Genomic DNA, 25,380 nt, shown 5'->3' with positions numbered 1-25,380 from the left:
TGGAGGGACACATGGAACTTGGATCACTAGACGTCTGGGTGCTTGTGGCAAGCGGACTCGTTCTGCTCATGACACCCGGCCTGGCCTTCTTCTACGGCGGTCTGTCTCAGGCCAAGTCCGCCATCAACATGATGATGATGAGCTTCGGGGCCATGGGCCTCGTGGCCGTGGTCTGGGCCCTCTGGGGCTCGGCCATCGCCGGCGGCGAATCGGTCGGCGGCCTCTTCGGCAACCCGACCACCGACTTCGGCCTCTACAACACGCTGAACGACGCGCCTGAGGGCCTCATCGGCATCGGCTTCGGCGCCACCTTCGCCATCATCACCACCGCACTCATCTCCGGCGCGATCGCTGACCGCGCCAAGTTCTCCGCCTGGATGGTCTTCGTGCCCATCTGGGTCACCCTGGTCTACTGCCCGCTGGCCTTCATGGTCTGGGGCGACGGTGGACTCCTCGGCGAGGGCGGCGCCGTCGGCGACGCCGTCGGTGAGGCAGTCGACTATGCCGGCGGTCTGGTCGTCCACATGTGCGCCGGTCTCGCCGCTCTGGTTCTTGCACTCATTCTGGGCAAGCGTCGCAACTTCACCCAGCGTGAATCACATCGTCCCCACAACACGCCGTTCGTGCTGCTGGGCGCCTCGCTGCTCTGGTTCGGCTGGTTCGGCTTCAACGGCGGCGCTGCTGCCGAGGCCGGCGAAGCTGGTCTCATCTGGGTCAACACCCTGCTTGCACCGGCCGCTGCCCTGGTCGTCTGGCTGGTCACCCAGCGAGTCCGTGGAGAGAAGCCGACCGCCCTCGGCGCAGCCTCGGGCATCGTCGCCGGTCTTGTCGCCATCACTCCCGCCTGTGCTCACGTCGACCCTGTGGGCGCCATCACCATCGGTGCCGTCTCCGGGTTCGCCTGCTACCTGGCGGTGGGCCTGAAGTACAAGCTCGGCTTCGATGACACGCTCGACGTGGTCGGCCTGCACTTCGTCGCCGGCCTCTGGGGCACTGTGGCGATCGGCCTGCTGGGCCGCGCCGAGCTCATCGATGGTGAACGCGGCGGACTCTTCTACGGCGGCGGTCTGGGCCTCATGGGCTCACAGATCGTGGCGGTGCTGGTGACACTGGTCTTCACCGTGGTGATGACCGCGATCATCGCCTACGCCATCCACGCCACCATCGGTTTCCGTGTCACCTCCGAGGTCGAGACCATGGGCATCGACCGCTCAGAGCACGACGAGGATGCCTACATCTTCGAGACTGACAGCACCCCCCGCAGGACCACTGCCGGAGCACCCCCGGAGTAACACTGACCCCGGGTCCTCTCCGCAGAATGACAGGGGCCGGTTCGGTGAGCGTCTCGCTCGCCGGACCGGCCTCTGTTTCTGTGCACCAGCCGCCGAGCTCCTAGCTCGGCCTCCTGGGCCAGGCTCAGTGTTCGGTGGAAGGTTCCAGCGTCTCCGGGGCCCGGGACCAGGCCAGCGCGCCGATCATCAGGATCACTCCCGTCACGCCGAAGGCCCACGAATACCCCAGCTGATCCACCAGGAACCCTGCCAGCAGCGGACCGATGATCGAACCGAGGTCCTGGGTCATCTGGAACGTGGAGACCACAGACCCGCCATTGCGTCCGGAACCGACGATGTCTGCGATGGCTGCCTGCTGTGCGGGGTTCATCAGCCCGGTCCCGACCCCGGCGATCACGCTCAGCAGCAGGAGCCACAGCGGGCTCGGCGCCAGCCCGAGAAAGCCCGTGGCGACCGCGGAGATCATCAGCCCGATGATGATGGGCCGCCGTCGTCCATGACGATCGGATCGCCGGGAGAACACCAGCACGGCGGCCACATTGCCTGCGGCGAAGGTGGCCAGCGCGACTCCCGCCAGCTGGCTGGAATCGAGGAACCACCCCGACCCCACGAAGGCGGAGGCCGCGAAGAGCGGCACGACGGAGTTGCGCAGCCCGAAGGTCGCCCAGCCGTTGGCGAAGCCTGCAGTCAGCGCGGCGCGGTAGCCGCGGTTCTGCCAGGCCTCCGCCAGGGTGGCCTTCTCCCGGTCCTCCTTCCGGCCACGGTCCTCCAGCCGCGACTGCCGCAGCATGAAGAACACGATCATCGCCGCGATCACCAGCGCGCCGCCATAGACCAGGAACGGGACCCGCTGTCCGAAGACCAGCAGCCCGGAACCGACCAGGGGCCCGGCCACGCTGCCGATCAGAAACGCCGAGGCGTACGCCCCGGAGACCCGGCCGCGGATCGTGGGAGGGGATTTCCTGGCGATGAAGGTCATGGCCGAGACCGTGAAGAACGTCGAGCCGATGCCGCCCAGCGCACGGAAGATCAGCAGCAGCTCATAGCTGGGGGCGAACGCGGTGGCGATCATGGAGGCGGCGACGATCAGCAGGCCGATCACGTACACGGGGGTCTCCCCCAGCCACTGGGTGAGCTTGCCCGAGGCGGGGGCGAACAGCAGCCTGAACAGCCCGAAGGCCGAGACGACGGCGGAGACGGCCATCGCGGAGACACCGAAGTCCGAGGCATACTGCGGCAGGATCGGCGCCACGATCCCGAACCCGATCGCGATCACGAAGGCCGCGAGGATCATGACCTTCAGCTCAGAAGGGATCGCAGTCTTCGTCTCGCGTGTCATCCAGCCGCTCCTTGTTCAACCCATCAATGATCCTTGTTGCTCAACCCAACAGTAGGGATCGGCATTCCCCGCGCGCATACTGGATTGACGGCGAAAGGACTCCCATGGAACCCTCCGGCGGCAGCGTGGACGATTTCATCTCCTCAGTGGTGCCCGCGGCCCGGCAGCGCGACGCCCTCAGGCTTGTGCCGCTGATGCAGAAGGCCACGGGCCACACCCCGGTGCTCTGGGGGCGCATCATCGGGTTCGGGTCCTACCACTACCGATATGCCTCGGGCCCGTGAGGGGAATGCACCTGCGGCGGCATTCGCTCCCCGCCGAACGTCCACAGTCGTGTACCTGCCGGACGGGGTCGGAGCCCATGCCGAGGCGCTTGCGACGCTGGGTCCGCACAGCACCGGAGTCGGGTGCATCTATCTGCCGAGCCTCGATCAGGTGGATCTGAAGGGGCTCGAGGCGATCATCACGTCCTCCTGCCGGACCCTGACGGCGGGCACCTTCACCCAGCGCGCCAGAGACGGTGGGGACGCTACGGCGCCGTGACCTGCTCGGCCGCAGTCAGCCGCTGGGACACCACCCGGGTGGAGCCGTCCTGACGCATGGACACACCGTAGAGCGCGTCCGCGATCTCCATCGTGCGCTTCTGGTGCGTGATGATGATCAGCTGCGAGGACTCCCTGAGCTCCTCGAAGATCACCAGCAGTCGGGAGAGGTTGGTGTCATCGAGGGCGGCCTCCACCTCGTCCATCACATAGAAGGGACTCGGACGTGCCTTGAAGATCGCCACCAGGAGAGCGACGGCGGTCAGCGAGCGTTCCCCGCCGGAGAGCAGGGAGAGCCGGCGGATCCGTTTGCCGGGGGGCCGGGCCTGGACCTCGATGCCGGTGTTGAGCATGTCCTCCGGGTTGGTCAGCTCGAGCCGGCCCTCGCCCCCGGGAAAGAGCCGTCCGAAGACCCGCTCGAACTGCACCTTCGTGTCCAGCCAGGCCTCGGTGAAGACCTGCTCCACGGTGGCATCCACGTCGGCGATCATGTCCAGCAGGTCCTGGCGGGACTTCTTCAGGTCCGCCAGCTGCTCCTGCAGGTAGGTGTGTCGTTCTTCCAGAGCCGAGTGTTCCTCCAGCGCAAGCGGATTGACCTTGCCCAGCGCCTTGAGGTCCCGGCGAGCCTGCGCGAGCCGCGTCTCCTGCTCGCCCCGCACGAAGGGTCGCTCGGCGTCCGCCTCGGGCACGGCCTGATCGGGTCCGTAGTGCTCGATCAGGTATTCCGGGGTGAGGCTGAGCTCTTCGAGCCCGCGCGCCTCTGCGGCCTCCAGAGCAAGCCTCAGCTCCGTGCGGCGAAGCTCCGCCTGGTGGAGCCGTCCGGTGACGCTCTCCAGCTCCTGTGCCTGAAGCCTGCGCGTGGCGCGCAGCTCGCGGGTGCCCTCTGCGGTCTCCTGTGCGGCCTCATCTGCGCAGCTGCGTGCGGCCTGGGTGCGCTGAAGCACCGCCTCGAGCGACTCCACCGCCTCTGCGGCCTCGCCATGGATGGTTTCGGCCTGGACCGCGCGCTCGTTGCGCGTCTGCGCGATCCTGCGGGCCTCTTTGCGGCGTGACTCCTCCGCCGCGGCGCTGCGGCGCAGTGCGGCTGCCCGCTCGAGCATCTGCTTGTGCTGCTCCTCCGCGGCGCGCAGCTCCAGGCGGGCGTCCACCTCCTCGCGGCGCTGTGCGGAGGCAGACTCTGCGCGCCGGTCCCGCTCCTCAGTGGAGGGGTCCTCCTCGACATCCTCGCCCTGCGCGGCCTCGAGCCGGGCGGAGGCCTCGTCCCACTGCTGCTGCGCCTCAGCCCCGGCTTCCTCGGCCGCGTGGATCTCCTGCTCGGCGCTGGTGATCCGCTCGGCCGCCCGCTGGAGCTCAGCGTTGAGCCGTCCGAGCTGTTCCGTGGTGGCGTGGAGCTCGGCGTCATTGGCGTGCAGGGCCTGCAGGGTCTCCTCGACCTTGAGCTCGGCCGCGCTGACCTCTGCCTCGTCGTCGGCCGTCCGCGCGGCGCGACGCGCGAGCTCGGCCTCGGACTCCTGCAGGGTCTTCGTCAGTTCATTGATCTGTGCGGTGATCGCGACATCAGAGTTCGCCAGCGCGGTGCCGCCGATGCGCTCCCCCGCGCGCAGGATCTCGCCTGAGACGGTGACGGCAGTGGTGACCTCTTCGCGAACCAGCAGTCCCTCCGCCTGTTCCAGATCGGCGCAGAGGACGACGCCGACAAGCGCGGCGCCCAGAACACCCGTCAGATCTGCCGGGGCAGTGACAGCATCGAGGGCCCAGCGGGCACCAGCGGGCAGCGCGGCCTCCGTGACAGGAGTACTGGCCGGGTCCTCCGCCGCGAGCTCCGGGGCCGACGGCGGATACACCAGGTGGGCCCGCCCGGCGTCCTGGCCGGCGAGCCAGGCCAATGCGGCAGCGGCAGTCTGTGCGTCGCGGGTGACCAGCGCCGAGTCCAGGCTGCCGAGGCAGGCGGCGATCGCGATCTCCCAGCCGCGGGTGATGCCCAGTCGCTGCGCCAGCGGCGCGTCGACGTCCTCGGGACGCGCGCGAACAAGCTCTGCGGCACCGTCGCGGGGCGTCAGCGCCGCAGAGAGTCCGGAGAGACGCGCACGGTATTCACCGATCGCCCCGGTGAGCCGCTGCTGCTCGGAGAGCTGCTCGTCGTAGCTCGCGCGCAGCGCCTCGAGGCGCTGATGGGCCGCCTCGTAGGCTGCGTCGAGGTCCTCCTCGCCGGTCTCGACTCCGGCGATGCGCTGTTCGAGCTCTGCGAACTCACCGTTCGCATGGTCGCGAGCGCGGCGTGCGTCGTGGCGCTGCTGCTGTGCGCGCTGGCGGCGGGCCTGTGCGGCGTCGATCCGGCCCTGTGCGGTGTCCATCCGCCCGCGCAGCGTTGCGAGCCCCGCGCGGCGGTCGGCCACGGCTCGCAGCTGCTCGGTCAGCCGCGTCTCCTCGGCCTTGAGGGCCACCTCTGCACGAGCACGTTCGGCGGAGCATGACTCAAGCCGCTCGCGGGCGGTCGCCACGTCGCGGTGCAGTGCTTCGGCCTGTTCGGTGACGCTGTCCGCCTGCGCTCTCAGCTGCTCGGGATCTCTGCCGTTCTCCGGCACGACTGCGGAGGCACGAAGGCTGCGCGCGCGCTCCTGGGCCAGGGATCCGACCGAGCGGAGACGCTCCTGGACCTGCTCGAGTCGGTGCTGCCCCGCCAGGAGCTTCTCGCTGTGCTGGCGCTGGGCTGCCGAGAGACCTTCCAGCCTGCTCAGCTCCGCGTCCTTGGACTCCAGAACTGCTCTGAGCTGTTCGGCGCGTTCTCGATCCTGGTGTTCACCCTGGCTGGACTCCTGCAGCGCCGTGGCCGCGTGGACGAGGTCGTCGGCGATCAGCCGGGAGAGCGAATCGCGCAGGTCATGCTGGATCTGCTGGGCACGCCGAGCAACTCGCGCCTGCCTGCCCAGGGGAGCCAGCTGACGCGATATCTCGCTGATCAGGTCTTCGAGGCGGGACAGGTTCGTGCCCATGGATTCCAGCTTGCGCACGCTGCGTTCCCTGCGCCGGCGGTGCTTGAGCACCCCGGCAGCCTCTTCGATGAACCCGCGGCGCTGCTCCGGAGTGGCCTGCAGGATCTGGTCCAGCTGCCCCTGGCCCACGATCACGTGCATCTCCCGCCCCAGGCCAGAGTCCGAGAGCAGCTCCTGGATGTCGAGCAGGCGGCATTTGGCGCCATTGATCGTGTAGTCGCTGCCTCCGGCACGGAACATCGTCCGGGAGATGGTGACCTCGGAGTATTCGATCGGCAGCGCGCCGTCGGAGTTGTCGATGGTCAGCGAGACCGAAGCGCGACCCAGGGGCTGCCTGTCGGTGGTGCCCGCAAAGATCACGTCCTCCATGGTGCCCCCGCGCAGGGATTTGGCGCCCTGCTCTCCCATGACCCAGGCCAGCGCGTCGACCACGTTGGACTTGCCCGAACCGTTGGGGCCGACCACAGCGGTGACCCCGGGTTCGAACTCGAAGGTCGTGGCCGAGGCGAAGGACTTGAAGCCGCGGACGGTCAGGGTCTTCAGGTGCACGGCTGCGTGCTCACACCTGCTCGGAGCGGGTGGCCGCGGCGGAGCTCTCCTGCGGGTGGAAGTCCTGGAGCCGGTCACCGAGACCGAACATCGATGCGATCGCGGCGACCGTGCGACTTGCCGCCTGGCCATCACCATAGGGGTTGACCGCATTCGCCATGGCCGCATAGGCCGCTGGGTCGTCGAAGAGGGCCGCGACCTCTTCCACCACGCGCTCCTCTGAGGTGCCGATGAGCCGCACAGTTCCCGCGTCCACCGCCTCGGGACGCTCAGTGTTCTCTCGCATCACCAGCACCGGCTTGCCCAGTGAGGGCGCCTCCTCCTGGACCCCGCCCGAGTCGGTCAGCACCACGGTGGCCAGGTTCATCAGCCGGGTGAACTCCCCATAGGGCAGCGGCTCGGTGACGATCACGTTCTCGTGGCCGGCCAGTGCAGGCAGGATAGCCTCGCGCACCACGGGGTTGCGGTGCGCCGGGAGCACGATCAGCTTCTCGGGGTACCGGTTGGCCAGACGTGCCAGCGCTCGGCCGACCCCTTCCATCGCGGAACCCTGGTTCTCCCGCCGGTGTGTGGTGACCAGCAGCACCTCACGGCCTGAGGCCGCCGCCTCCTCCAACTGAGCGTCTACGAAGGGGACATGCTTCTGCGCGACCTCCAGGAGGGCGTCGATGACAGTGTTGCCGGTGACCACGATGTCCTCGGCAGGCAGGTTCTCGCGCAGCAGGTTGTCCCGGGACTGTGAGGTGGGAGCCAGGTGCAGCGCGGTGATCTGGCTGGTCATCTTCCGGTTCGCCTCTTCAGGGAACGGGGAATAGAGGTTGAACGATCGCAGCCCCGCCTCGGCATGGATCACCGGGATCCCGGAGTAGAACGCGGCCATCGCCCCGGCGGTCGTGGTGGTGGTATCACCCTGGACGACGACGGCGTCCGGCTTGTTCTGCGCGAAGAGCGCGTCCAGGCCGGTGACGGTCCGGGTCAGCACCCCATTGAGGGTCTGTCTCGGCTGGATGATGTTGAGGTCGTGGTCCGGGGTGATGCCGAAGAGGTCATTGACCTGGTCCAGCATCTCGCGGTGCTGCCCGGTGACAGTCACCTCGCACTCGAACAGATCACTGGCCTGCAGGGCCTTGACTATCGGGGCCATCTTGATGGCCTCGGGCCGGGTCCCATAGATGGGCATGATTCTCTTCATGACGTGAGTTCCTCTTTCGCTGGTACCGCCCAGGTGAGACGGATTCTGCGGCTAAACGCGTGCAGCGGCTGACGCCTGCTCCACCTCGACTCCACAAGCCTATCCGCATCGGCGAGCACGTGCCCGGGAACTCCTCCGAGGCCCAGCACCTTAGAATAGTTCCGAACCTATTCCAGCAAGCACCGACCAGGAGAGTCTCGGCCATGGGCAGTGAAATGGACACGACCTCCTTATCGGACACGGGTCGGCGGCTCGAACGCGCCCGCCACGCGGAACGGTTCCGAACAGCGACCGCTCCAGCACGCCGTCTGTTGGAGAAGTACAGCACGATCGATTGGAACGCCCCCCAGGAGTTTCCGACGTTCCGAACTCACAACCGTCTTCTCCTCGACGCCGCCAGGAAGAACAAGGTCATCAAGCGGGAGGTCTACAACGGGTACCGCACCTTCACACAGAACGGTGCCGTCATCGGGGGCTTTCATCAGCTCACCACCTCACTGACGAGCGACCTCGCCAAGTCGGCGATGGCCTCGCGACCGCTGGTCAAGGCACATCTCGAAGCGATGGGTCTCCCCACGCCTGTCGGCCGCACCTTCGCACCTGAGGAGACTGAAGCAGGCGCACGATTCTTTCGGGGACTCTCGGGACCCGTCACGGTCACTCCGTCAGTGGGACCACGTGGAGGCGGTGTCTCCGAGGGAATAGAGGAGGAGTCAGCTCTCTATCCCGCCTGGGAGTTTGCGCAGACGGAGCACAAGCTCAAGACCGCGCATTCACCTGGTATCCACCTCGAACAGCGCGAGCCCGGCCTCGACATCCGCGTATACGTCGTGGGAGAGACGGTGATCAGCGCTCTCGCCCAACTGCCGCTGTTCATCGTGGGCGACGGAAGCTCCACCGTGGGCGTCCTCGCTGGCGCTGCAGTTGATGGGCGCAGTCGAAACAGCTATCTCGCACAGACACCGCCTGACGTCTCCGCCGAGTCCCTCTCGGAGCTCGGCCTCGACGCGGGCGAAGTACTCGCGGCTGGCGACATTCACGACATCAGTGGCACCTCAGACCCGGCTGCCGGAGGCATGACGCTCGATGTCACTGCGAAGCTGGGACGGTCTCTCCGACAGCTTGCCGTAGATGCACTCTGGGCGCTGCCGGGGCTCCGGGCCGGAGGGGTCGACCTTCGAGTCGCGGACCTGACGCATGGTGCGGAGGCCGTGGTCACAGATATCAACGACGCCGCGGACATGGCCCTGCATCGCTATCCCGCTTTCGGCAGCTGGCACGCCCCGGCCGCCCACATCATCAATCAGATGCTCATCGCATCCAAGGTTTGACCGCCTGTCCGGCCCGGGCGGCCGGGCAGGCCTCAGGGGTGGCTTCATATACCCTGGAATACGATGTTCCCTCCCACACTCGCCCGGTCTCCGCGCGCGCCCATGAATCCGGAACGGGTCCGGGACGGTCTGCCCGAGCGCCGCTACCGCCCTGAGCTGCATGGCCTGCGCGGTCTCGCCATTGCCGGCGTCGTGCTGTTCCACCTCTTCGGAGCAGGCCGGGTCTCCGGGGGCATCGACATCTTCCTCGCGATCTCGGGCTTCCTCTTCACCGCCATGCTCCTGCGTGAGGCCGGGACCACAGGCCGGGTCGACTTCCTGCGCTATTTCGGTCGGCTGGCCCGGCGCATCCTGGCGCCCGCCGCGCTGGTCATCCTCGTCACCACGTTTGTCGGTCTGCTCCTGCTGCCGCTCACGCGGCACGGGCAGCTCGTGACCGAGGCGCGTGCCTCCCTGCTCTATTTCGAGAACTTCGAACTCATCCGTTCCCAGCTCTCCTACGAGGCCGCCGGCGCAGAGACCAGTCCTTTCCAACATTTCTGGTCCCTCTCCGTCCAGGGACAGTTCTACCTGATCTGGCCCCTCGTGGCGCTGCTCGCCGTCTGGATGGCACGGCGTTCCCGCTTCTCCCCCACCACCGCGATGACTGGCCTCGTCGTCATGCTGATGGCCTCATCCTTCGGCTTTGCGCTGTATATGCACCAGCAGAGCCAGGCAGAGGCCTATCTGCTGACACAGACGCGGATCTGGGAGCTCGGGTTCGGTGGACTGCTCGCCCTGCTCGGGGCCCGACTCATGGTCCCGGAGCGGCTCCGGACCGCTGCCGGTTGGACCGGGCTCGCGCTGATCATCAGCTGTGGGTTCCTGCTCGACGGAGCCTCGATGTTCCCGGGTCCGTGGGCGCTCTGGCCGTTGGCGGGTCTTGCGCTCGTGATGGCCTCCGCCGGCCCCGGCGGAGACCGCCAGCGGACTCTGACGACAGCGCAGGGCCTGCTCTCCACGGCGCCCTTCAGCCGTCTCGGCGACATCGCCTATGGCCTCTACCTCTGGCACTGGCCCCTGGTGATCTTCATGCTGGAACTCCGCGGAGACGAGGCGCTGAGCGCAGCGGACACGATCCTGGTGCTGGGCGTCTCGCTCCTGCTGGGCTGGCTGACGCAGAGGTTCATCGAGCAGCCCCTCGCCCGCAGACCCCGGCGAGACTCGAGCGCAGGACACCGGTCCGCCGGACGCATGACAGTGGCACTGGCGGCAGGCACTCTGCTGATCGGAGCCGCCGCGACGACCACCTACGTGCAGCTGACCACAGCTCCCGAAGAGGATGGGCTCGCCATGGCCGGTGTGGACCGGATCCTCTATCCGGGTGCGGACATCATCAGCGCAGATGATTCGGCACGGGATGTGGAGTTCTACCCGGAGCTGGGCGGCATCTCCCGGCGCGTGCCTGAATACGCGCGCACCGATTGTCACCAGCCCACCGGGGACGACCCCGGCTCCGGCGAGGTGCTGGTCTGCGAGGACTCCGCACAGCCCACGAACCCCGCCAAGACCATCATGCTGGCCGGCGGCTCCCACGCGGGCCACTGGCACAACGCATGGATCATGCTGGCAGAGAAGCACAACTGGGAGGTGCTGGTCTCCACAAAGGGCGGCTGCGTCTTCCGCGCCAACGACCCCGAGGAACCATCGACCTGCGATCAGTGGAACGACGAGTTCCCGGAGGTCCTTGCCGAGCGCGAACCAGATCTCGTCGTCACCCCCGGCACAGCTGTCCCCAGAGAACCCGGAACCGAGGAGATCCACGACGGCGCGCCGGACCGCTGGGAAGAGATCACCGCCACCGGGACCGATCTGCTGCTGCTCCGCGGAACCCCGCGCACCGAGGAGAACGTCCCGGACTGCCTGGCAGAGGGCGGGGACGCGGTCGAATGCGCACCGGACTTCGAGAAGTTCGCGTCCACCGACCCACTCACGGAGCTGACGCTTCCGGAGAACACCTATACCGTGGACCTCACAGACCACTTCTGTCCCCAGCAGCAGTGCTCAGCAGTCATCGGCAACGTTCTGGTCTACCGTGATAGTCATCATCTGACCAACGAATACGTGGAGACGATGGTCCCGCATCTGGAGCGAAAGCTGCAGGAATCTGTTCCACAGCTGTTCGGATCCCAGGCCAGCTGACCCCGCAGATGGCGGGCGCTGATAGACTGGCAGGCGCTCAGCCGGTCCTGAGCCTCGACTCCGGGGACTCCGTGGGACAGCACGACGAGGCGCAATGGCGCAGAGCGCGAGACGGCATACCCGCCGGATCGAGGCAAGAGGGAAGGAAAACGTCCATGGCCGCACCGACCACTGAGCGCGCCGAGGAGTCCGAGGACTTCTACGACTCTCGACGGATCGCCCAGCTCGATGGCACCAGCCTCATCCGCGTCGGCGCCCGCCCCGGCCTCTTCCGCTACATCCGCGAGATCTGGTCATTCCGCCACTTCCTGTACTACGACTCCCACTCACGCGTCTCCACCGCGAACAGCACCGATTCGCTGGGCCGCTCATGGATGATCCTCAACCCGATCCTGATGGGCTGCGCCTACTTCTTCGTCTTCGGCCTGCTGCTGAACACCGGCCGCGGCATCGACAACTTCATCGGATACCTGATCATCGGTGTCTTCACCTTCCGCTTCTTCACCACTGCGGTCTCCGGCGGAGCGAACGCCATCGCGGGGAACCAGAAGGTGGTCCAGGCCTTCAACTTCCCGCGGGCCTGCCTGGTCATCTCCACCACGGTCCGGGAGCTCTTCTCCAGCGTGCCGATGTTCTTCGTCATGGGGCTGCTGGTCCTGACCATCGGAGACATCAAGCTCGACGGCGCTGCTTCGATCCCGGTCGCGCTGAGCTGGCACTGGCTGCTGTTCTTCCCCTGCATCGCGCTTGCCCTGATGGTCATGCTGGGCTGGTCGCTGGCACTTGCACGCGCGGTCAACGCCCACACCGACGTCAAACACCTGATCAGCTTCGGCACCCGGATCCTGTTCTACACCTCGGCCGTCTTCTTCTCCCCCGACCGCTGGTCGAACATCGGCGCGGACTGGCTCGTCACGGTGATGAACCTGAACCCCCTGTACTGCGTGCTCGACATCATCCGGCACGCCTGGCTCTATGACGGCTTCGCCGATCCCGCCCGCTGGATCGTCCTGGCCTCCTGGGCCGTGGGCTCCGTGATCATCGGATTCCTGATCTTCTGGCAGGGTGAAGAGAGCTACGGGAAGGAACGATGAGCACTTCGACACGGTATGTTCCGCGCAGGATGAATCGGAGCTCCGACGCCGACCTGATCGCCCAAGACCTCGCCATCGAGTTCGATGACGACGACATGGCCGAAGACGGCGGCTGGGACGACCACCCGTTCACCCGGCAGACTCCCGTGGTCCAGACCGTGGACCCGAAGAATGTCTGCCTGGTCGTCGACGACGCCTCGATGACCTACCGGGTGCGCTCCTCCACCGAGTACAAGCACTCGCAGGGCCGGTTCACCCGCGCCGTCAAGAAGGTCACCGGCGCAGGCTGGACTGAGGTCCCCGCCCTGTCCAACCTGAGCTTCATCGTCAACCGCGGCGAGTCCATCGGCGTGATCGGCACCAATGGCTCCGGCAAGTCCACCCTGATCAAGCTGCTCACCGGCAAGGTCCGGCCCACCAGCGGGGAGGTCTATGCCAGTTCCACCCCCGTGATGCTCGGCGTCAACGCCGCCCTGGTCAAAGACATCTCCGGCAAGGAGAACATCCGCCTGGGCTGTCTGGCCATGGGACTCTCCCCCGAGCAGGCCGACGCGAAGTACGATCAGATCGTGGAGATCTCGGGGCTCTCCGATGCCCTGGACATGCCGTTGAAGACATACTCCTCCGGCATGGCATCACGGCTCCAGTTCGCCATCGCCACCTCCGTGGACCCGGACATCCTGCTGATCGACGAGGCGCTGAACACCGGCGATGCCCAGTTCCGCGCCCGCACCAAGAAACGCCTGGACGAGGTCCGGGCGAAGGCCGGCTGCGTGTTCCTGGTCTCCCATTCGCTGGGGACCATCAAGCAGATGTGCACCCGTGTCATCTGGATCGAACAGGGCGAGATGCTCGCCGACGGCGACCCCCAGTGGGTCTGCCAGCAGTACGAGGAGTACACCGCGCACAAGTCAAATGACCGCATGCGCTCAGCGAAGGTGGTCTACGAACGCACCCGCCTGCAGCTGAACCCCATCAAGGTGGATTTCACCGATGGGACGCGACCCAAGAAGGCCGGGACCAGCAGCATCCGCTGACCGGAGGCGACCCAGACTACAGACATGACTGAGGCCCGGGCCCCGTCAGGCGGGCTCGGGCCTCAGTCATGCACTCTCTGGAAGCCTCATGCACTCTCTAGATGCTGATGCGGCTCAGCTGAACCAGATGCCGATCTCACGCTCGGCAGACTCCACCGAGTCCGAGCCGTGGACCAGGTTCTTCTGCACCTTCTCGCCCCAGTCCCGGCCGAGGTCACCGCGAATGGTGCCCGGCGCCGCCGTCGTCGGCTCAGTGCTTCCGGCCAGGGAGCGGAAGCCCTCGATGACCCGATCGCCTTCGAGGACCGCGGCGACCACAGGCCCGGAGAGCATGAAGTCCACGAGCGGCTGGTAGAAGGGCTTGCCCTCGTGTTCGGCGTAGTGCTGAGCCAGCTGCTCCGTGCTGGCGTCAAGCTGCTGCAGCGCGGTGATTCGGTAGCCCTTGGCCTCCACCCGGCGCAGGATCTCGCCGGTCAGGCCTCGGCCCACGCCGTCAGGCTTGACCAGGATCAGGGTACGTTCAGTCATCTTTGTTCTCCTCACTAGTGCCTTCTTGTGCCAGGGCTTCTTCCGCCCGGAATCTCTCCATCTTCTCGTCATCCAGCTGCTCGCCCTTGTTCACGGCGTACCACCAGCAGACCATGAAGGCCACGCCGGGAAGCGCCGCGAGCGGGACGATCAGACCGGTGCTGGTCACCAGCGCCACGGCGATGAAGCCGAAGAGCATCACGAACTGCAGCACCCAGCCGAGCACGAAGCCGCCGGGACGCTGCAGCACGGCGCAGGTCAGGATCAGGACCAGCCCCAGAAGCAGCGATCCGCCCAGCAGCCACCAGGCATACCACTCATTCTGGTTCAGCCCCCAGGCCGCGAGGCTGAAGAAGAACATCAGCACCCCCTCCAGGCACAGCACAGTGGAGGCGAACAGCGTCTTCACCGATCGTGGGGCCTTGACCTGCCCAGGGCGCCATTCGCGCTGTGCACGGGTCTGTCTGGGCATGCTCCGCTCCTGCCTCTTTCCTCCCTGTTCGCCCCCCGGCTCGTTCTTCGACTCGTCCACCGGCCCGCTCATGTCGGCTCGGGTGCGCCCAGCAGCGTGCGCGCCTCACCGACCACGGTGACAGATCCGGTGATCAGCACTCCCCCGACCAGCCCGGGGTCGGCCTGGTCCGCGCGTCCGACCGCCCAGTCGATGGCGTCGTCCAGCCGTTCGGTGACGTAGATGTCTTCTTCTGCGTAGCCCACATCCAGTGCGAGGGAGCCGAGCTGCCCGGCGGGTATGGCCCGCGGCGACGTGGACTGTGTGAAGCAGATGTCCTCGACCAGCCCTTCATACTCCTTGTAGAGCGAGGTGAGCATCTCGCGTGCGTCCTTGTCCTGCAGGATCCCCACCACCAGCACCAGCCGGGACAGGCCGAAGCTCTCCTTCAGCGCCTGCGCGCTGGCCTCGATCCCCGCCGGGTTGTGGGCGGCATCGATGATGATGCTGGGACCTGTCCGCAGGGTCTCCAGGCGTCCCGGGGCCGTGACGTTCTCTGCGGCGAGCCGCAGGTGCTCGATGTTGAGCTCCTGAGTGCCCCCGCCGATGAACGCCTCCAGCGCGGCGACGGCCACAGCGAAGTTCTCCGCCTGATGCGCGCCGTGCAGCGGCAGCAGGATGTCCGGGTAGCGCCCGGCGAGGCCGGAGACGCTCAGCTGCTGGCCGCCCACTCCGGGGACCCGGGACTCCACACCGAACTCGACGCCTTCGAAGCGATAGGGCACGGCCTTCTCCCGGGCCTGCGCAAGCAGCACATCGGCGGCGGCGGGGACCTGCGCGGCGGAGATGAGGAAGCCGTGCTCCTTGATGATGCCGGCCTTCTCCAGCGCGATGTCGCGCTCATCGTCACCCAGCAGCTCGGTGTGGTCCAGGCTGATCGGAGTGATCACGCTGACCGATCCGTCGGCCACATTGGTCGCGTCGGTGATGCCGCCGAGGCCCACCTCCAGCACCATGACATCGACCGGCGCGTCGGCGAAGACGGCGAAGGCCAGGATGGTCACGCATTCGAAATAGGTCAGCGGGACCTCCCCGCGGCCGCTGAGCGACTCATCGACCATGCTGATGAAGGGGCGCACCTCATCCCAGATCCGCACGAAGGTCTCGTCATCCACGGGCTGTCCATCGAGGCAGATGCGTTCTGTCACCGAGGACAGATGCGGGGAGGTGTAGCGGCCCACGCGGATGTCGTGGGCCAACAGACCAGCCTCGATCATCCGAGCCGTGGAGGTCTTGCCATTGGTGCCGGTGATGTGGATGACCGGGGCTGACCTGTTGGGCTCCCCCAGCAGGTCCATCGCCTCGAACATCGGCTCCATGCGCGGTTCCATCTTGTTCTCCGGCGCGCGGGAGAGCAGCTCAGCGTAGACGCTGGCCACTGAGAACTGATCGAGTTCCTCTGCCACTACCGGGCTCCTTCGACGACGGACACATGAATCTTGGGCTCTGCTGCAGTCTCGCAGGCAACGGGGTGCAGATCCACCGTGAGGGTCTCCTCACGGACGAGCTGCTGGTGTGCCTGCAGCGCCGCCACGACAGCCGGCGCGGCGGTGACGGTGGTCTCGATCCGGTCCGAGACCTGCAGATCAGCGTCCTTGCGGGCCTGCTGGATGCTGCGGATCAGGTCACGCGCCGTGCCCTCGGCGATCAGCTCCTCGGTCAGCGCCGTGTCCAGGACCAGGAAGCCGCCGATCCCGTCCAGGACGGTGACGGCGCTCTCCCCCAGCTGCTCGGAGACCGTGGTGCTCAGGGTGTATTCGCCCTCGAAGAGTTCGAGACCGCCTGCGGTGACCGTTCCGGACTCCACTGACCAGTCCCCGGACTTCGCCCCCTTGATGGCCTGCTGCACCTGTTTGCCCAGGCGAGGTCCGACGGCGCGGGCATTGACCACCAGCTGCTGGCCGATCCCCCAGTCCGAGGGATTCGTGGAGGTGGCGTCGAGCAGCTCCACCGCTTTGAGATTGAGCTCGTCGGCGATGATCTGCTGATAGGTGCCCTCCAGCGCCTCGGCCTGCGGCACCACGACGCTGAGCTTGGCCAGCGGCTGGCGCACCCGGAGGTTGGCCTGCTTCCGCAGCGAGGAGCCGGCGGAGCTCACCGTGCGGGTCAGCTCCATCAGCTCCACTGCGCGCTCGTCGCGCAGGTAGTCCTCCGGGTCAGGCCAGTCGGCCAGGTGGACCGAGCGGCCTCCGGTCAGACCGCGCCAGATCTCCTCGCTGATCAGCGGCAGGAGCGGGGCGGCCACCCGAGCGAAGGTCTCCAGCACCGTGTAGAGCACGTCATATGCGGCGAAGTCCTCGGCGTAGAAGCGCGAGCGCGAGCGGCGGATGTACCAGTTGGTCAGCGTGTCGGAGAACCGGCGCAGCGACTCACAGGCGCTCGAGACGTCGTAGGCGTCCAGCGAGGCGGTGACTTCGCGGACCAGGTCGCCGGTGGCGGCCAGGATATAGCGGTCAAGCGGGCTGGCGACGTCCTCGGCTCCCACTGGTTTCGCCTGGTAACCGGCACCGCCATCAGCAGTGTTGGCGTAGAGCGCGAAGAAGTGCCACGCGTTCCACATCGGCAGCAGCACCTGGCGGACGCTCTCCCGGATGCCCTCCTCAGTGACCACGAGATTGCCGCCGCGCAGGATCGGACTGGCCATCAGGAACCAGCGCATGGCGTCGGAGCCGTCGCGGTCCAGGACCTCGGAGACGTCCGGATAGTTCTGCAGGGATTTGGACATCTTCTGCCCGTCGGAGCCCAGCACGATCCCGTGGCTGATCACATTGGTGAAGGCGGGGCGGTCGAAGAGCGCGGTGGCGAGGACGTGCATGGTGTAGAACCAGCCGCGGGTCTGGCCGATGTATTCGACGATGAAATCCGCCGGGTGGTGCTCGGCGAACCACTCGGAGTTCTCGAACGGGTAGTGCACCTGGGCGAACTGCATGGACCCGGAGTCGAACCAGACGTCGAGGACATCCTCCACGCGGCGCATCGTGGAGCGCCCGGTCGGGTCGTCGGGGTTCGGCCGGGTGAGCTCATCGATCCAGGGACGGTGCAGATCCGGTTCGCCCTCGGCGTTGCGCGGATAGTCGCCGAAGGCCTCTTTGAGCTCCTCCAGAGAACCGTAGACCTCGGTGCGCGGGTGCTCGGGGTCGTCCGAGACCCAGACCGGCAGCGGGCTGCCCCAGTAGCGGTTGCGGGAGATGGACCAGTCCCGTGCGTTCTCCAGCCACTTGCCGAACTGACCGTGCTTGACGTTGCCCGGGATCCAGTTGATCTGTTCGTTGAGCTCGAGCATCCGCTCCTTGACCTGGGTCACCGCCACGTACCAGGACGTCACGGCCTTGTAGATCAGCGGGTTGCGGCAGCGCCAGCAGTGCGGGTAGGAGTGCACATAGGACGCCTCGCGGACCAGGCGGCCCGAGGCCTTAAGCTCATTGATGATGATGCGGTTGGCCTCGAAGACCTGAACGCCGGCGATCTCCGCCAGCGCGGTGCCGCCGGAGGCGGTGGGCTGGGCGAACATCGGCAGGAACCGGGCGCCCTCGTCCACCGAGAGGATCACCGGGATCCCGGCCTCCTCGGAGGAGCGCTGATCCTCCTCACCGTACGCGGAGGCCTGGTGGACCAGACCGGTGCCATCGGTGGTCGTGACGTAGTCCTCCACGAGCACCCGGAACGCGTGCTGGGTGCCCCAGGCCTCGGTGTCCGTGTAGTAGTCCCACAGCGGGGTGTACTCGAGGTCCGCCAGGTCCGTGCCCGGATAGCGGGCGACGACGGCTGCGGCCGCGTCTTCCGCCGCGGTGGTCTGGGTCGCGTCGCCGGGCTCGGCGTCGGTGAAGCCGAGGTCCTTGGCATAGGCGCCGAGCAGCTCGGCGGCGAGCATATGTCGACCCGGCAGCGGTGAATCGGCCGGGGCTTCGACCACCACGTACTGGACCTCCGGTCCCACGGCCACTGAGAAGTTGGTGGGCAGGGTCCACGGGGTGGTGGTCCAGGCCAGCAGATTGACCCCGACCAGTGCATCCCCGTGCCTCCCCCCGCCGGTGATCGGGAAGGCGACCGTGACCGAGGGATCCTGGCGTTCCTTGTAGACGTCGTCGTCCATGCGCAGCTCATGGTTGGACAGCGGGGTCTCGTCCTTCCAGCAGTACGGCAGCACGCGGAACCCCTGGTAGGTCAGGCCCTTCTCATGCAGCGTCTTGAAGGCCCAGATGACCGATTCCATGTAGTCGACGTTGAGGGTCTTGTAGTCATTCTCGAAGTCCACCCAGCGGGCCTGACGGTTGACGTAGGACTCCCACTCCCCGGTGTACTTCAGCACTGAGGCACGGCAGGCATCGTTGAACCTGTCCACGCCCAGCGCCTCGATCTCAGCCTTGTCGGTCATGCCGAGTTCCTTCATGGCTGTCAGCTCGGCAGGCAGCCCGTGGGTGTCCCAGCCGAAGCGACGTTCCACGCGGCGGCCCCGCTGAGTCTGGTAGCGGGCCACGAGGTCTTTGACATACCCGGTCAGCAGATGCCCGTAGTGCGGCAGTCCGTTGGCGAAGGGGGGACCGTCATAGAAGACGAACTCGTTCGGCTCCCCCGTGGAGTCCTCGGGGGGCCGGTTCTCGATGGAGGCCTGGAACGTGCCGTCCTGCTCCCACTCCGCGAGGATTCCCTCTTCGATCTTGGGGAACCGCGGGGAGGCTGGGACCCTGCGCTGCCCGCCGGAGGGGGCAGAGGCGCGTGGATACACGGGAGAGCTGTTCTCAGTCATGGAGGTCCGTCCTGCTGTGGTGCTGAGCTGATGGTCTGACACGCTCACAAGGACGCCTGTCGGGCGCGGTACCACCTTGCTTGCCCGCCGACTCTTCACCCTTGACTCCTGGGAGGAGCTGGGATGCGCCGTCGTCGGGCCTCTCCATGACTGCTGTGACGGGCTTACCCGTCCGGTTCTACTGAGGTCCGTGCGGCGCGATGCCGAGGTGCCTGTTCTGCCGGAAGCTCGCCGGTGATGGCCGGGTCGAAGCTGCTGAGACCAGTCTACTGGGTCAGTGGCCGCCGGGCCACGCTGACCCCTCCGCACTGTGCCGAGAGGGAGGTCTCGGGGACTCACCGGAAGGCCATCGGCCCGCCATGGCGGAGGTCGGTGAAAATTCGGGGTGTGTTACGGTCGACTGCTTGTGGCCTGGTTCACCCTGGATTCGTCCGGAGTGGAGCCCGGAGCCCACACTGAGGGGACACCGTCCCGCGCCGCCAGCACCTGCTCCGCCGAGGCTGAAGCACAGCCCGCGTCACGAGCCCCGAGCGCGGCCACGGAGTCCCCACGCATGAAGACGCTGAGCCCGGCCCACGAGGTCCGCGCGCGTCTGCACGCCGCGACACCGGCATGTGAGAGCACGCTGTGAGACGACCGAGACATATACACAACGAGGGGACAATACGACGTGAATGAAGCGACTGCGGTGCAGTTCGGTGCGGTGACAGTGGTCCTGCTGCTGGTGGCCTTCTACGGAGGGACATACCTGATCTCACACCGGATCAGGAAGAAGAAGGAGAACGCCGACGAGTACATGACCGCGGGCAACAAGATCGGCTTCGGGATCTCGGCTGCGAGCATGACCGCCACCTGGATCTGGGCCTCCTCCATGTATGCCTCGGCCGAGGCCGGCTACACCTATGGCATCTCCGGACCCATCCACTATGGCCTGTGGGGCGCGCTGATGATCCTGTTCATCTACCCCTTCGGAAAACGCATCCGCGAGGTCGCCCCGAAGGCTCACAGCATCGCCGAGGTCATGTACGCCCGGCATGGACGCTCGAGCCAGCTGATGCTCGCCGGATCCAATGTGGTGGGCAGCCTGATCTCGCTGATGTCCAACTTCATCGCCGGGGGCGTGCTCATCGCGATGCTCTCTCCCTTCACCTTCATCCAGGGCGTGCTGACCGTGGCGGCCGGGGTGCTGCTCTACACGCTGTGGTCCGGCTTCCGTGCCTCGGTGCTGACCGACTTCATCCAGGTCATGGCGATGTTCGGGGCCGTCGCCGTGATCATTCCGTTCATCTTCATCGCCGCAGACTTCCCGTCCGCCTTCGAAACGGGAACACAGAACCTCTCCTCGCAGCAGCAGAGCTTCTTCTCCAGCGAGGCGTTCCTGAATCAGGGAGCACCGTACATCGCGGCGGTGCTGGCCTACGCGATCGGCAACCAGACCATCGCCCAGCGACTCTTCGCCGTGCGCCAGGATCTGATCAAGCCCACCTTCATCACCGCGACCATCGGCTACGGCGCAATGGTCATCGGTGTGGGCATGTTCGGCGTGATGGCCCTCTATCTGGGATTCGAACCCACCGGCGGCGACCTCAACAACATCATCCCGGAGATGGCCGCGAGCTACCTGCCGGCGGTGCTGCTGGCAGTCTTCTTCGTGATGATCATCGGAGCACTCTCCTCCACCGCCGACTCGGATCTGGCCGCGATGTCCTCGATCATGATGGCCGACGTGTATGGCCAGAACGTGGCGGGCAAGGGGAAGGCCAGCCCGAAGACGATGCTGGTCGTGGGGCGGGTCACCATGCTCCTCGCCACCGCTGCGGCGGTGAGCCTCGCCAGCCTGGAGCTGAGCATCCTCGATCTGCTGGTGTTCGTCGGCGCGCTCTGGGGCGCGCTCGTCTTCCCGGTCCTGGCCAGCTTCTACTGGAAGAAGGTCACCAACAAGGCGTTCACCGTCTCGGTGCTCGCCGCGCTGGCCTGCTTCGTGCCGGTGCGCTTCGAATGGATCCCGCTCTCCGGGGTGGTCGGGCTCTTCGTCGATGTGCTCTCGGTGATCGGGATCGCGGTGATCCTGGGGCTGATGTCCTTCGGCTTCTTCGGCGTGAAGGTGGCCAAGGTGGTCGCGGTGGTGGCCGCCGTCGTCTCAGCGCCCTTCGTGATCGGGTTCCTGCATGACTACGCCACGCTCAGCGCCTCGCTTGTCGCCTATGCGGTCAGCACCGTCGTCTGCTGGGCCATGTCAGTGCGCGGCAGCGCGGAGTTCGACTTCGCACTGATCGCGCAGCGGACCGGCGACTTCGACGACGACCACGCCGCGACCCCGTCCGCCGAGACAGACGACACGACACCCACCGCACCCGAACCGAACCCAGTAGGAGACCGACGATGAGCATCCTTTCCCTGAGCATCTATTTCCTGATGTGGCCCGCGATCGTTCTCGGCGTCATGATCGTGATCGGCCATGCCTTCTTCTCAGACTGGAAGAAGGCCCGTGAGGCCGGCGAGGACATCATCTGAGCCTGGGCGCAGGGGGACCCTCACGCTAGGGTGAGGTGGACGCGGCAGAGGAGCGAACGTGAACATTGAGCTGTGGCCGGAATCGGCCCCGACCCAGGCGGTGCTGCTGCTCAGCGCGTTCATCCTCTCTGCGGCCATCGGCATCGAGCGCGAGGTCCGGCAGAAGTCGGCAGGCGCACGGACCCACATCCTCGTCGGCATGGGTTCCGCCCTGTTCACGCTGGTCTCCGCCTACGGGTTCTCGCACCTGCTCGGCGGTGACATCCTCCTGGACCCCTCGCGCATCGCGGCACAGATCGTCAGCGGCATCGGCTTCATCGGTGCAGGGGTCATCTTCGTGCGGCAGAACGCCGTCTCGGGACTGACCACCGCGGCATCGATCTGGGTGACGGCCGCCGTCGGCATGGCCTGCGGCGCAGGGATGCCCGTCATCGCAACGCTGACCGTGGTGCTGTACCTGTTCGCCGTCACCCTGGTGACCAATCTGGTGCGCCGGCTCCCCCAGGGTGACCATTCGCTGCGGTACGTCGTGCGCTACACCGATGGGCGCGGCATCCTGCGTGAGATCCTGGGCGCAGCCTCTGAACTGGGCTACGAGACCAGGCTGGTGCGAACCCGCCGGATCGAGGAGACCGAGCCGGCCTCTGTCGATGCCACGATGACGTTCACGCGCACCCAGAACGTCGGCCGCGAGGAGCTGTTTCAGGCCCTGCACGAGCTTGACGGCGTGCTGGAGATCCGGACCGTCAACGAGGAGAACGACTGAGCGCACGTTCCTGAGGCGTGGACGCTTCGCTCGGCGGCCATGCGAGCTGTGAACCATGCGGAAGATGCGGCGCGCCCAGCGGGTGCACTGAGCTCAGACCTGGGAGGGCTGCTCCTCCTCAACCAGCTGGACCTCGGTGACCACGACGTGCTGCACGGCTTCGGTCTGTGCGACGAGCTCCAGGGACCGGGATCGCGTGGCGGCCTGGACGTCGCCAAGGGCCGCCTCGATGTGCGAGAGCGTGTGCTTCGGCGCGGTCACCCGAGCGCTGATCACCTCGGTGCGCTGCTTGACCTTGGCCTCGGACTTCACCTTGCGCAGCCCGGAGAGGACCTGTGCCACCGAGTCCAGCATTCCTGCGGAACCCTGCACTGACTCCAGTCCGGCAGCGGTGGGCCACTGCGTGGAGTGGACCGATCCCCGGCGCCACCAGCGCCAGACCTCATCTGTGACGAAGGGCAGGATCGGTGCGAAGAGTCGCAGCAGCGAATCCAGCGTGGTCGCCAGCGCGGCCAGCACGGAGGCCTGCGCCTGCTCACCGCGTGAACCATAGGCGCGGTCTTTGACCAGCTCCACATAGTCGTCGGTGAAGGACCAGAAGAAGGACTCCACCAGCTGCAGCGCGCGGGCATAGTCGTAGTCGTTGAAGTGTTTGGTCGCCTGTTCCACCACGGTGCGCAGCTCGGCGACCAGGGCACGGTCCAGGGCCTCGGTGAGAACTGAGGCTTCGGCGTCGTCGGTGATCACGTGGCCTTCGGTGACGCCGAGGTTCAGCGCGAACTTCGAGGCGTTGAGCAGCTTGATCGAGAGTCGGCGCCCGATCTTCATCTGCGCCACCTCATAGGCGGTGTCTGCACCCAGCTTCGCCGAGGCCGCCCAGTAGCGCACCGCGTCGGAGCCGAACTGCTCCAGCGGCTCGGTAGGGACCACCACGTTGCCCTTGGACTTGGACATCTTCTTGCGGTCCGGGTCCAGGATCCAGCCCGAGATCGCAGCATTGGTCCACGGCACGGAATCGTTGAGCGAGTTTGCGCGGACCGCAGAGGCGAAGAGCCAGGTGCGGATGATGTCGTGGCCCTGCGGACGCAGGTCGAACGGGAAGACCTTGTTGAAGAAGTCGTTGTCCTTCTCCCAGCGGCCCGCGATGTGCGGGGTGATGGCCGAGGTCGCCCAGGTGTCCAGCACATCGGCTTCGCCGATGAACCCGCCCGCGACGCCGCGCTGGGACTCCGCATAGCCGGCCGGAACCTGCGAGGTCGGGTCTACCGGAAGCAGCGACTCCTCGGGGAGCAGCGGGCTCTCATAGTCGGGCTCGGCGTCAGCGTTCAACGGGTACCAGACGGGGATCGGCACGCCGAAGAAGCGCTGCCGGGAGACCAGCCAGTCGCCGTTGAGTCCCTCCACCCAGTTCTCATAGCGGGAGCGCATGAACGCCGGATGCCAGGAGATCTCCTTGCCGCGGGCGAGCATCTTCTCGCGCCGGGCGGCGTCTCGGCCGCCGTTGCGGATGTACCACTGGCGGGAGGTGACGACCTCGAGCGGCTTGTCACCCTTCTCGTAGAAGTGCACGGCGTGGGTGATCTTCTTGGGCTCGCCGTCGAGCAGATCCTCCGCCTTGAGCAGCTCCACCACGGCCTCCTTGGCGGAGTGCACGGTCTTGCCGGCCAGCTGCTCGTAGCGCTGGACCCCGGCCTCGGAGGTGATCCATTCCGGGGCCTCGCGGGAGAAGCGGCCATCGCGGCCGATCAGCGCGCGGGTGGGCAGCTGCAGCTCACGCCACCAGGTCACGTCGGTCATATCCCCGAAGGTGCAGATCATCGCCACGCCGGAGCCCTTGTCAGGCTGGGCCAGGCGATGCGCCTTGACCTCGACCTCCACGCCGAAGAGCGGGGAGACCACAGTCTTGCCGAAGAGGTGCTGGTAGCGCTCGTCCTCAGGATGGGCGACCAGCGCCACGCAGGAGGGCAGCAGCTCGGGGCGGGTGGTCTCGATGAAGACCTCCTCGCCGGTGTCCTTCACGGTGAAGGGGTAGCGGTGATAGGCGCCGGGGTGGTCCTTGGCCTCGAGCTCGGCCTGGGCCACTGCCGTGCGGAAGGTGATGTCCCACAGGGTGGGGGCCTGCGCGGTGTAGGCGTTGCCCGCGCGGACGTCGCGCAGGAAGGCACGCTGGGAGGCGGCGCGCGAGTCGTCGTCGATGGTGCGGTAGGTCTGGCGCCAGTCCACGGAGAGGCCGAGGCGGGAGAAGAGATCCTCGAAGATCTTCTCGTCCTCCACGGTGAGGGTCTCGCACAGCTCGATGAAGTTGGCCCGGCTGATCGCGTCCCAGTCCCGCTGATTCTTTGCGGGCTTCTCCGGCGGGGTGTAGTCCGGGTCGTAGGGCTGCGCGGGATCACAGCGCACGCCGTAGTAGTTCTGCACCCGTCGCTCGGTGGGCAGCCCGTTGTCGTCCCAGCCCAGCGGGTAGAACACGTTCTTGCCGGACATGCGCATGAAGCGGGCCATGACGTCAGTCTGGGTGTAGGAGAACATATGTCCCACATGCAGCGAGCCTGAGGCGGTGGGCGGCGGCGTGTCGATGGAGTACACCTGGGCGCGCTCGGTGTCCTCGTTGAAGTGGTAGATCTCCTCCGCCTGCCAGGCGGCGTGGAGCTTCTCCTCCAGGCCCTCCAGGGCCGGCTTCTCGGGCACGTCGGGGGTCATGACGGGCGCGTCTGTGCCCGTGATCTGTTCAGCCATTGGGCCATTCTTTCACGAAGGCGACTGC

Annotated in this window: 18 protein-coding genes; 10 read left to right on the top strand and 8 right to left on the bottom strand. The window is 66.7% G+C overall.

Annotated features, from left to right (window positions below; translation table 11 throughout):
- The first annotated feature begins 11 nt into the window (after window positions 1–11).
- Complete coding sequence (locus tag H4W27_RS04290; RefSeq protein ID WP_192594832.1) at window positions 12–1,292, top strand: ammonium transporter; 1,281 nt, start codon at window positions 12–14, stop codon at window positions 1,290–1,292.
- A 124-nt stretch (window positions 1,293–1,416) separates the two neighbouring features.
- Here the strand turns inward: H4W27_RS04290 and H4W27_RS04285 are convergent, their stop codons facing one another.
- Window positions 1,417–2,631 (bottom strand): MFS transporter, encoded by a 1,215-nt coding sequence (locus H4W27_RS04285; protein ID WP_192594831.1) that lies wholly within the window; start codon window positions 2,629–2,631, stop codon window positions 1,417–1,419.
- A 104-nt stretch (window positions 2,632–2,735) separates the two neighbouring features.
- On the opposite strand from H4W27_RS04285, the gene H4W27_RS13550 reads away from it, so the two are divergent.
- Both H4W27_RS13550 and H4W27_RS13545 read left to right on the top strand, forming a co-directional pair.
- Entirely contained in the window at window positions 2,736–2,915 is a 180-nt protein-coding gene (locus H4W27_RS13550) for a hypothetical protein (RefSeq protein ID WP_225939001.1), read from the top strand.
- A gap of 49 nt (window positions 2,916–2,964) precedes the next feature.
- The gene (locus H4W27_RS13545) at window positions 2,965–3,174 is read left to right on the top strand and encodes a DUF1801 domain-containing protein (protein ID WP_225939000.1); all 210 of its coding nucleotides are present in this window, start codon (window positions 2,965–2,967) and stop codon (window positions 3,172–3,174) included.
- Here the strand turns inward: H4W27_RS13545 and smc are convergent.
- Together smc and wecB are read right to left on the bottom strand one after the other, a co-directional pair.
- Window positions 3,161–6,715 carry a chromosome segregation protein SMC gene (smc, locus tag H4W27_RS04275; protein WP_192594830.1) on the bottom strand — a complete coding sequence of 1,185 codons (3,555 nt, stop codon included), beginning with the start codon at window positions 6,713–6,715 and terminating at the stop codon, window positions 3,161–3,163. The genes H4W27_RS13545 and smc overlap by 14 nt on opposite strands.
- 10 nt (window positions 6,716–6,725) lie before the next feature.
- Window positions 6,726–7,907, bottom strand: a complete 1,182-nt coding sequence (wecB, locus tag H4W27_RS04270) for a non-hydrolyzing UDP-N-acetylglucosamine 2-epimerase (RefSeq protein ID WP_192594829.1) — start codon at window positions 7,905–7,907, stop codon at window positions 6,726–6,728.
- A gap of 203 nt (window positions 7,908–8,110) precedes the next feature.
- On the opposite strand from wecB, the gene H4W27_RS04265 reads away from it, so the two are divergent.
- The 4 genes from H4W27_RS04265 to H4W27_RS04250 all read left to right on the top strand — a co-directional run bounded on the left by H4W27_RS04265 (window position 8,111) and on the right by H4W27_RS04250 (window position 13,550).
- On the top strand, window positions 8,111–9,238 hold the full coding sequence (locus H4W27_RS04265; RefSeq protein ID WP_192594828.1) for a hypothetical protein: 1,128 nt from the start codon (window positions 8,111–8,113) through the stop codon (window positions 9,236–9,238).
- Between the two features lie 63 nt (window positions 9,239–9,301).
- Window positions 9,302–11,419 (top strand): acyltransferase family protein, encoded by a 2,118-nt coding sequence (locus tag H4W27_RS04260; RefSeq protein WP_192594827.1) that lies wholly within the window; start codon window positions 9,302–9,304, stop codon window positions 11,417–11,419.
- A gap of 155 nt (window positions 11,420–11,574) precedes the next feature.
- Window positions 11,575–12,513 (top strand): ABC transporter permease, encoded by a 939-nt coding sequence (locus tag H4W27_RS04255; RefSeq protein WP_192594826.1) that lies wholly within the window; start codon window positions 11,575–11,577, stop codon window positions 12,511–12,513.
- The gene (locus H4W27_RS04250; protein ID WP_225938999.1) at window positions 12,510–13,550 is read left to right on the top strand and encodes an ABC transporter ATP-binding protein; all 1,041 of its coding nucleotides are present in this window, start codon (window positions 12,510–12,512) and stop codon (window positions 13,548–13,550) included. The genes H4W27_RS04255 and H4W27_RS04250 overlap by 4 nt, the downstream gene beginning before the upstream one ends.
- Before the next feature lie 114 nt (window positions 13,551–13,664).
- Here the strand turns inward: H4W27_RS04250 and ndk are convergent, their stop codons facing one another.
- The 4 genes from ndk to ileS form a co-directional block, all read right to left on the bottom strand.
- Window positions 13,665–14,078, bottom strand: coding sequence for a nucleoside-diphosphate kinase (gene ndk / locus H4W27_RS04245; RefSeq protein ID WP_192594825.1), 414 nt, complete (start codon window positions 14,076–14,078; stop codon window positions 13,665–13,667).
- Window positions 14,071–14,550: a DUF4233 domain-containing protein gene (locus tag H4W27_RS04240; protein ID WP_192594824.1), complete on the bottom strand. Its 480-nt coding sequence runs from the start codon at window positions 14,548–14,550 to the stop codon at window positions 14,071–14,073. Before H4W27_RS04240 ends, ndk begins: the two co-directional genes overlap by 8 nt.
- A 68-nt stretch (window positions 14,551–14,618) precedes the next feature.
- A complete protein-coding gene (locus H4W27_RS04235) occupies window positions 14,619–15,995 on the bottom strand; it encodes a bifunctional folylpolyglutamate synthase/dihydrofolate synthase (RefSeq protein ID WP_318782135.1) in 1,377 nt (458 codons plus the stop codon).
- On the bottom strand, window positions 15,995–19,336 hold the full coding sequence (ileS, locus tag H4W27_RS04230) for an isoleucine--tRNA ligase (RefSeq protein ID WP_192594823.1): 3,342 nt from the start codon (window positions 19,334–19,336) through the stop codon (window positions 15,995–15,997). Before ileS ends, H4W27_RS04235 begins: the two co-directional genes overlap by 1 nt.
- 670 nt (window positions 19,337–20,006) lie before the next feature.
- Here ileS and H4W27_RS04220 point away from each other — a divergent pair.
- The 3 genes from H4W27_RS04220 to H4W27_RS04215 are packed head-to-tail and all read left to right on the top strand — an operon-like array spanning window position 20,007 to window position 22,616.
- Window positions 20,007–21,722, top strand: coding sequence for a sodium:solute symporter family protein (locus H4W27_RS04220; RefSeq protein ID WP_192594821.1), 1,716 nt, complete (start codon window positions 20,007–20,009; stop codon window positions 21,720–21,722).
- On the top strand, window positions 21,719–21,850 hold the full coding sequence (locus H4W27_RS13540) for a putative transporter small subunit (protein WP_225938998.1): 132 nt from the start codon (window positions 21,719–21,721) through the stop codon (window positions 21,848–21,850). Before H4W27_RS04220 ends, H4W27_RS13540 begins: the two co-directional genes overlap by 4 nt.
- 58 nt (window positions 21,851–21,908) lie before the next feature.
- A complete protein-coding gene (locus H4W27_RS04215; RefSeq protein WP_192594820.1) occupies window positions 21,909–22,616 on the top strand; it encodes an MgtC/SapB family protein in 708 nt (235 codons plus the stop codon).
- 93 nt (window positions 22,617–22,709) lie between these two features.
- Here the strand turns inward: H4W27_RS04215 and valS are convergent, their stop codons facing one another.
- A complete protein-coding gene (gene valS / locus H4W27_RS04210; protein WP_192594819.1) occupies window positions 22,710–25,352 on the bottom strand; it encodes a valine--tRNA ligase in 2,643 nt (880 codons plus the stop codon).
- Window positions 25,353–25,380 lie beyond the last annotated feature (28 nt).

Origin of the sequence: Nesterenkonia lutea (assembly GCF_014873955.1) — a bacterium.
Taxonomy (GTDB): Bacteria; Actinomycetota; Actinomycetes; order Actinomycetales; family Micrococcaceae; genus Nesterenkonia; species Nesterenkonia lutea.
Note: the sequence above shows the minus strand (reverse complement) of the source record. Positions and strands in the feature narration are given on the sequence as shown.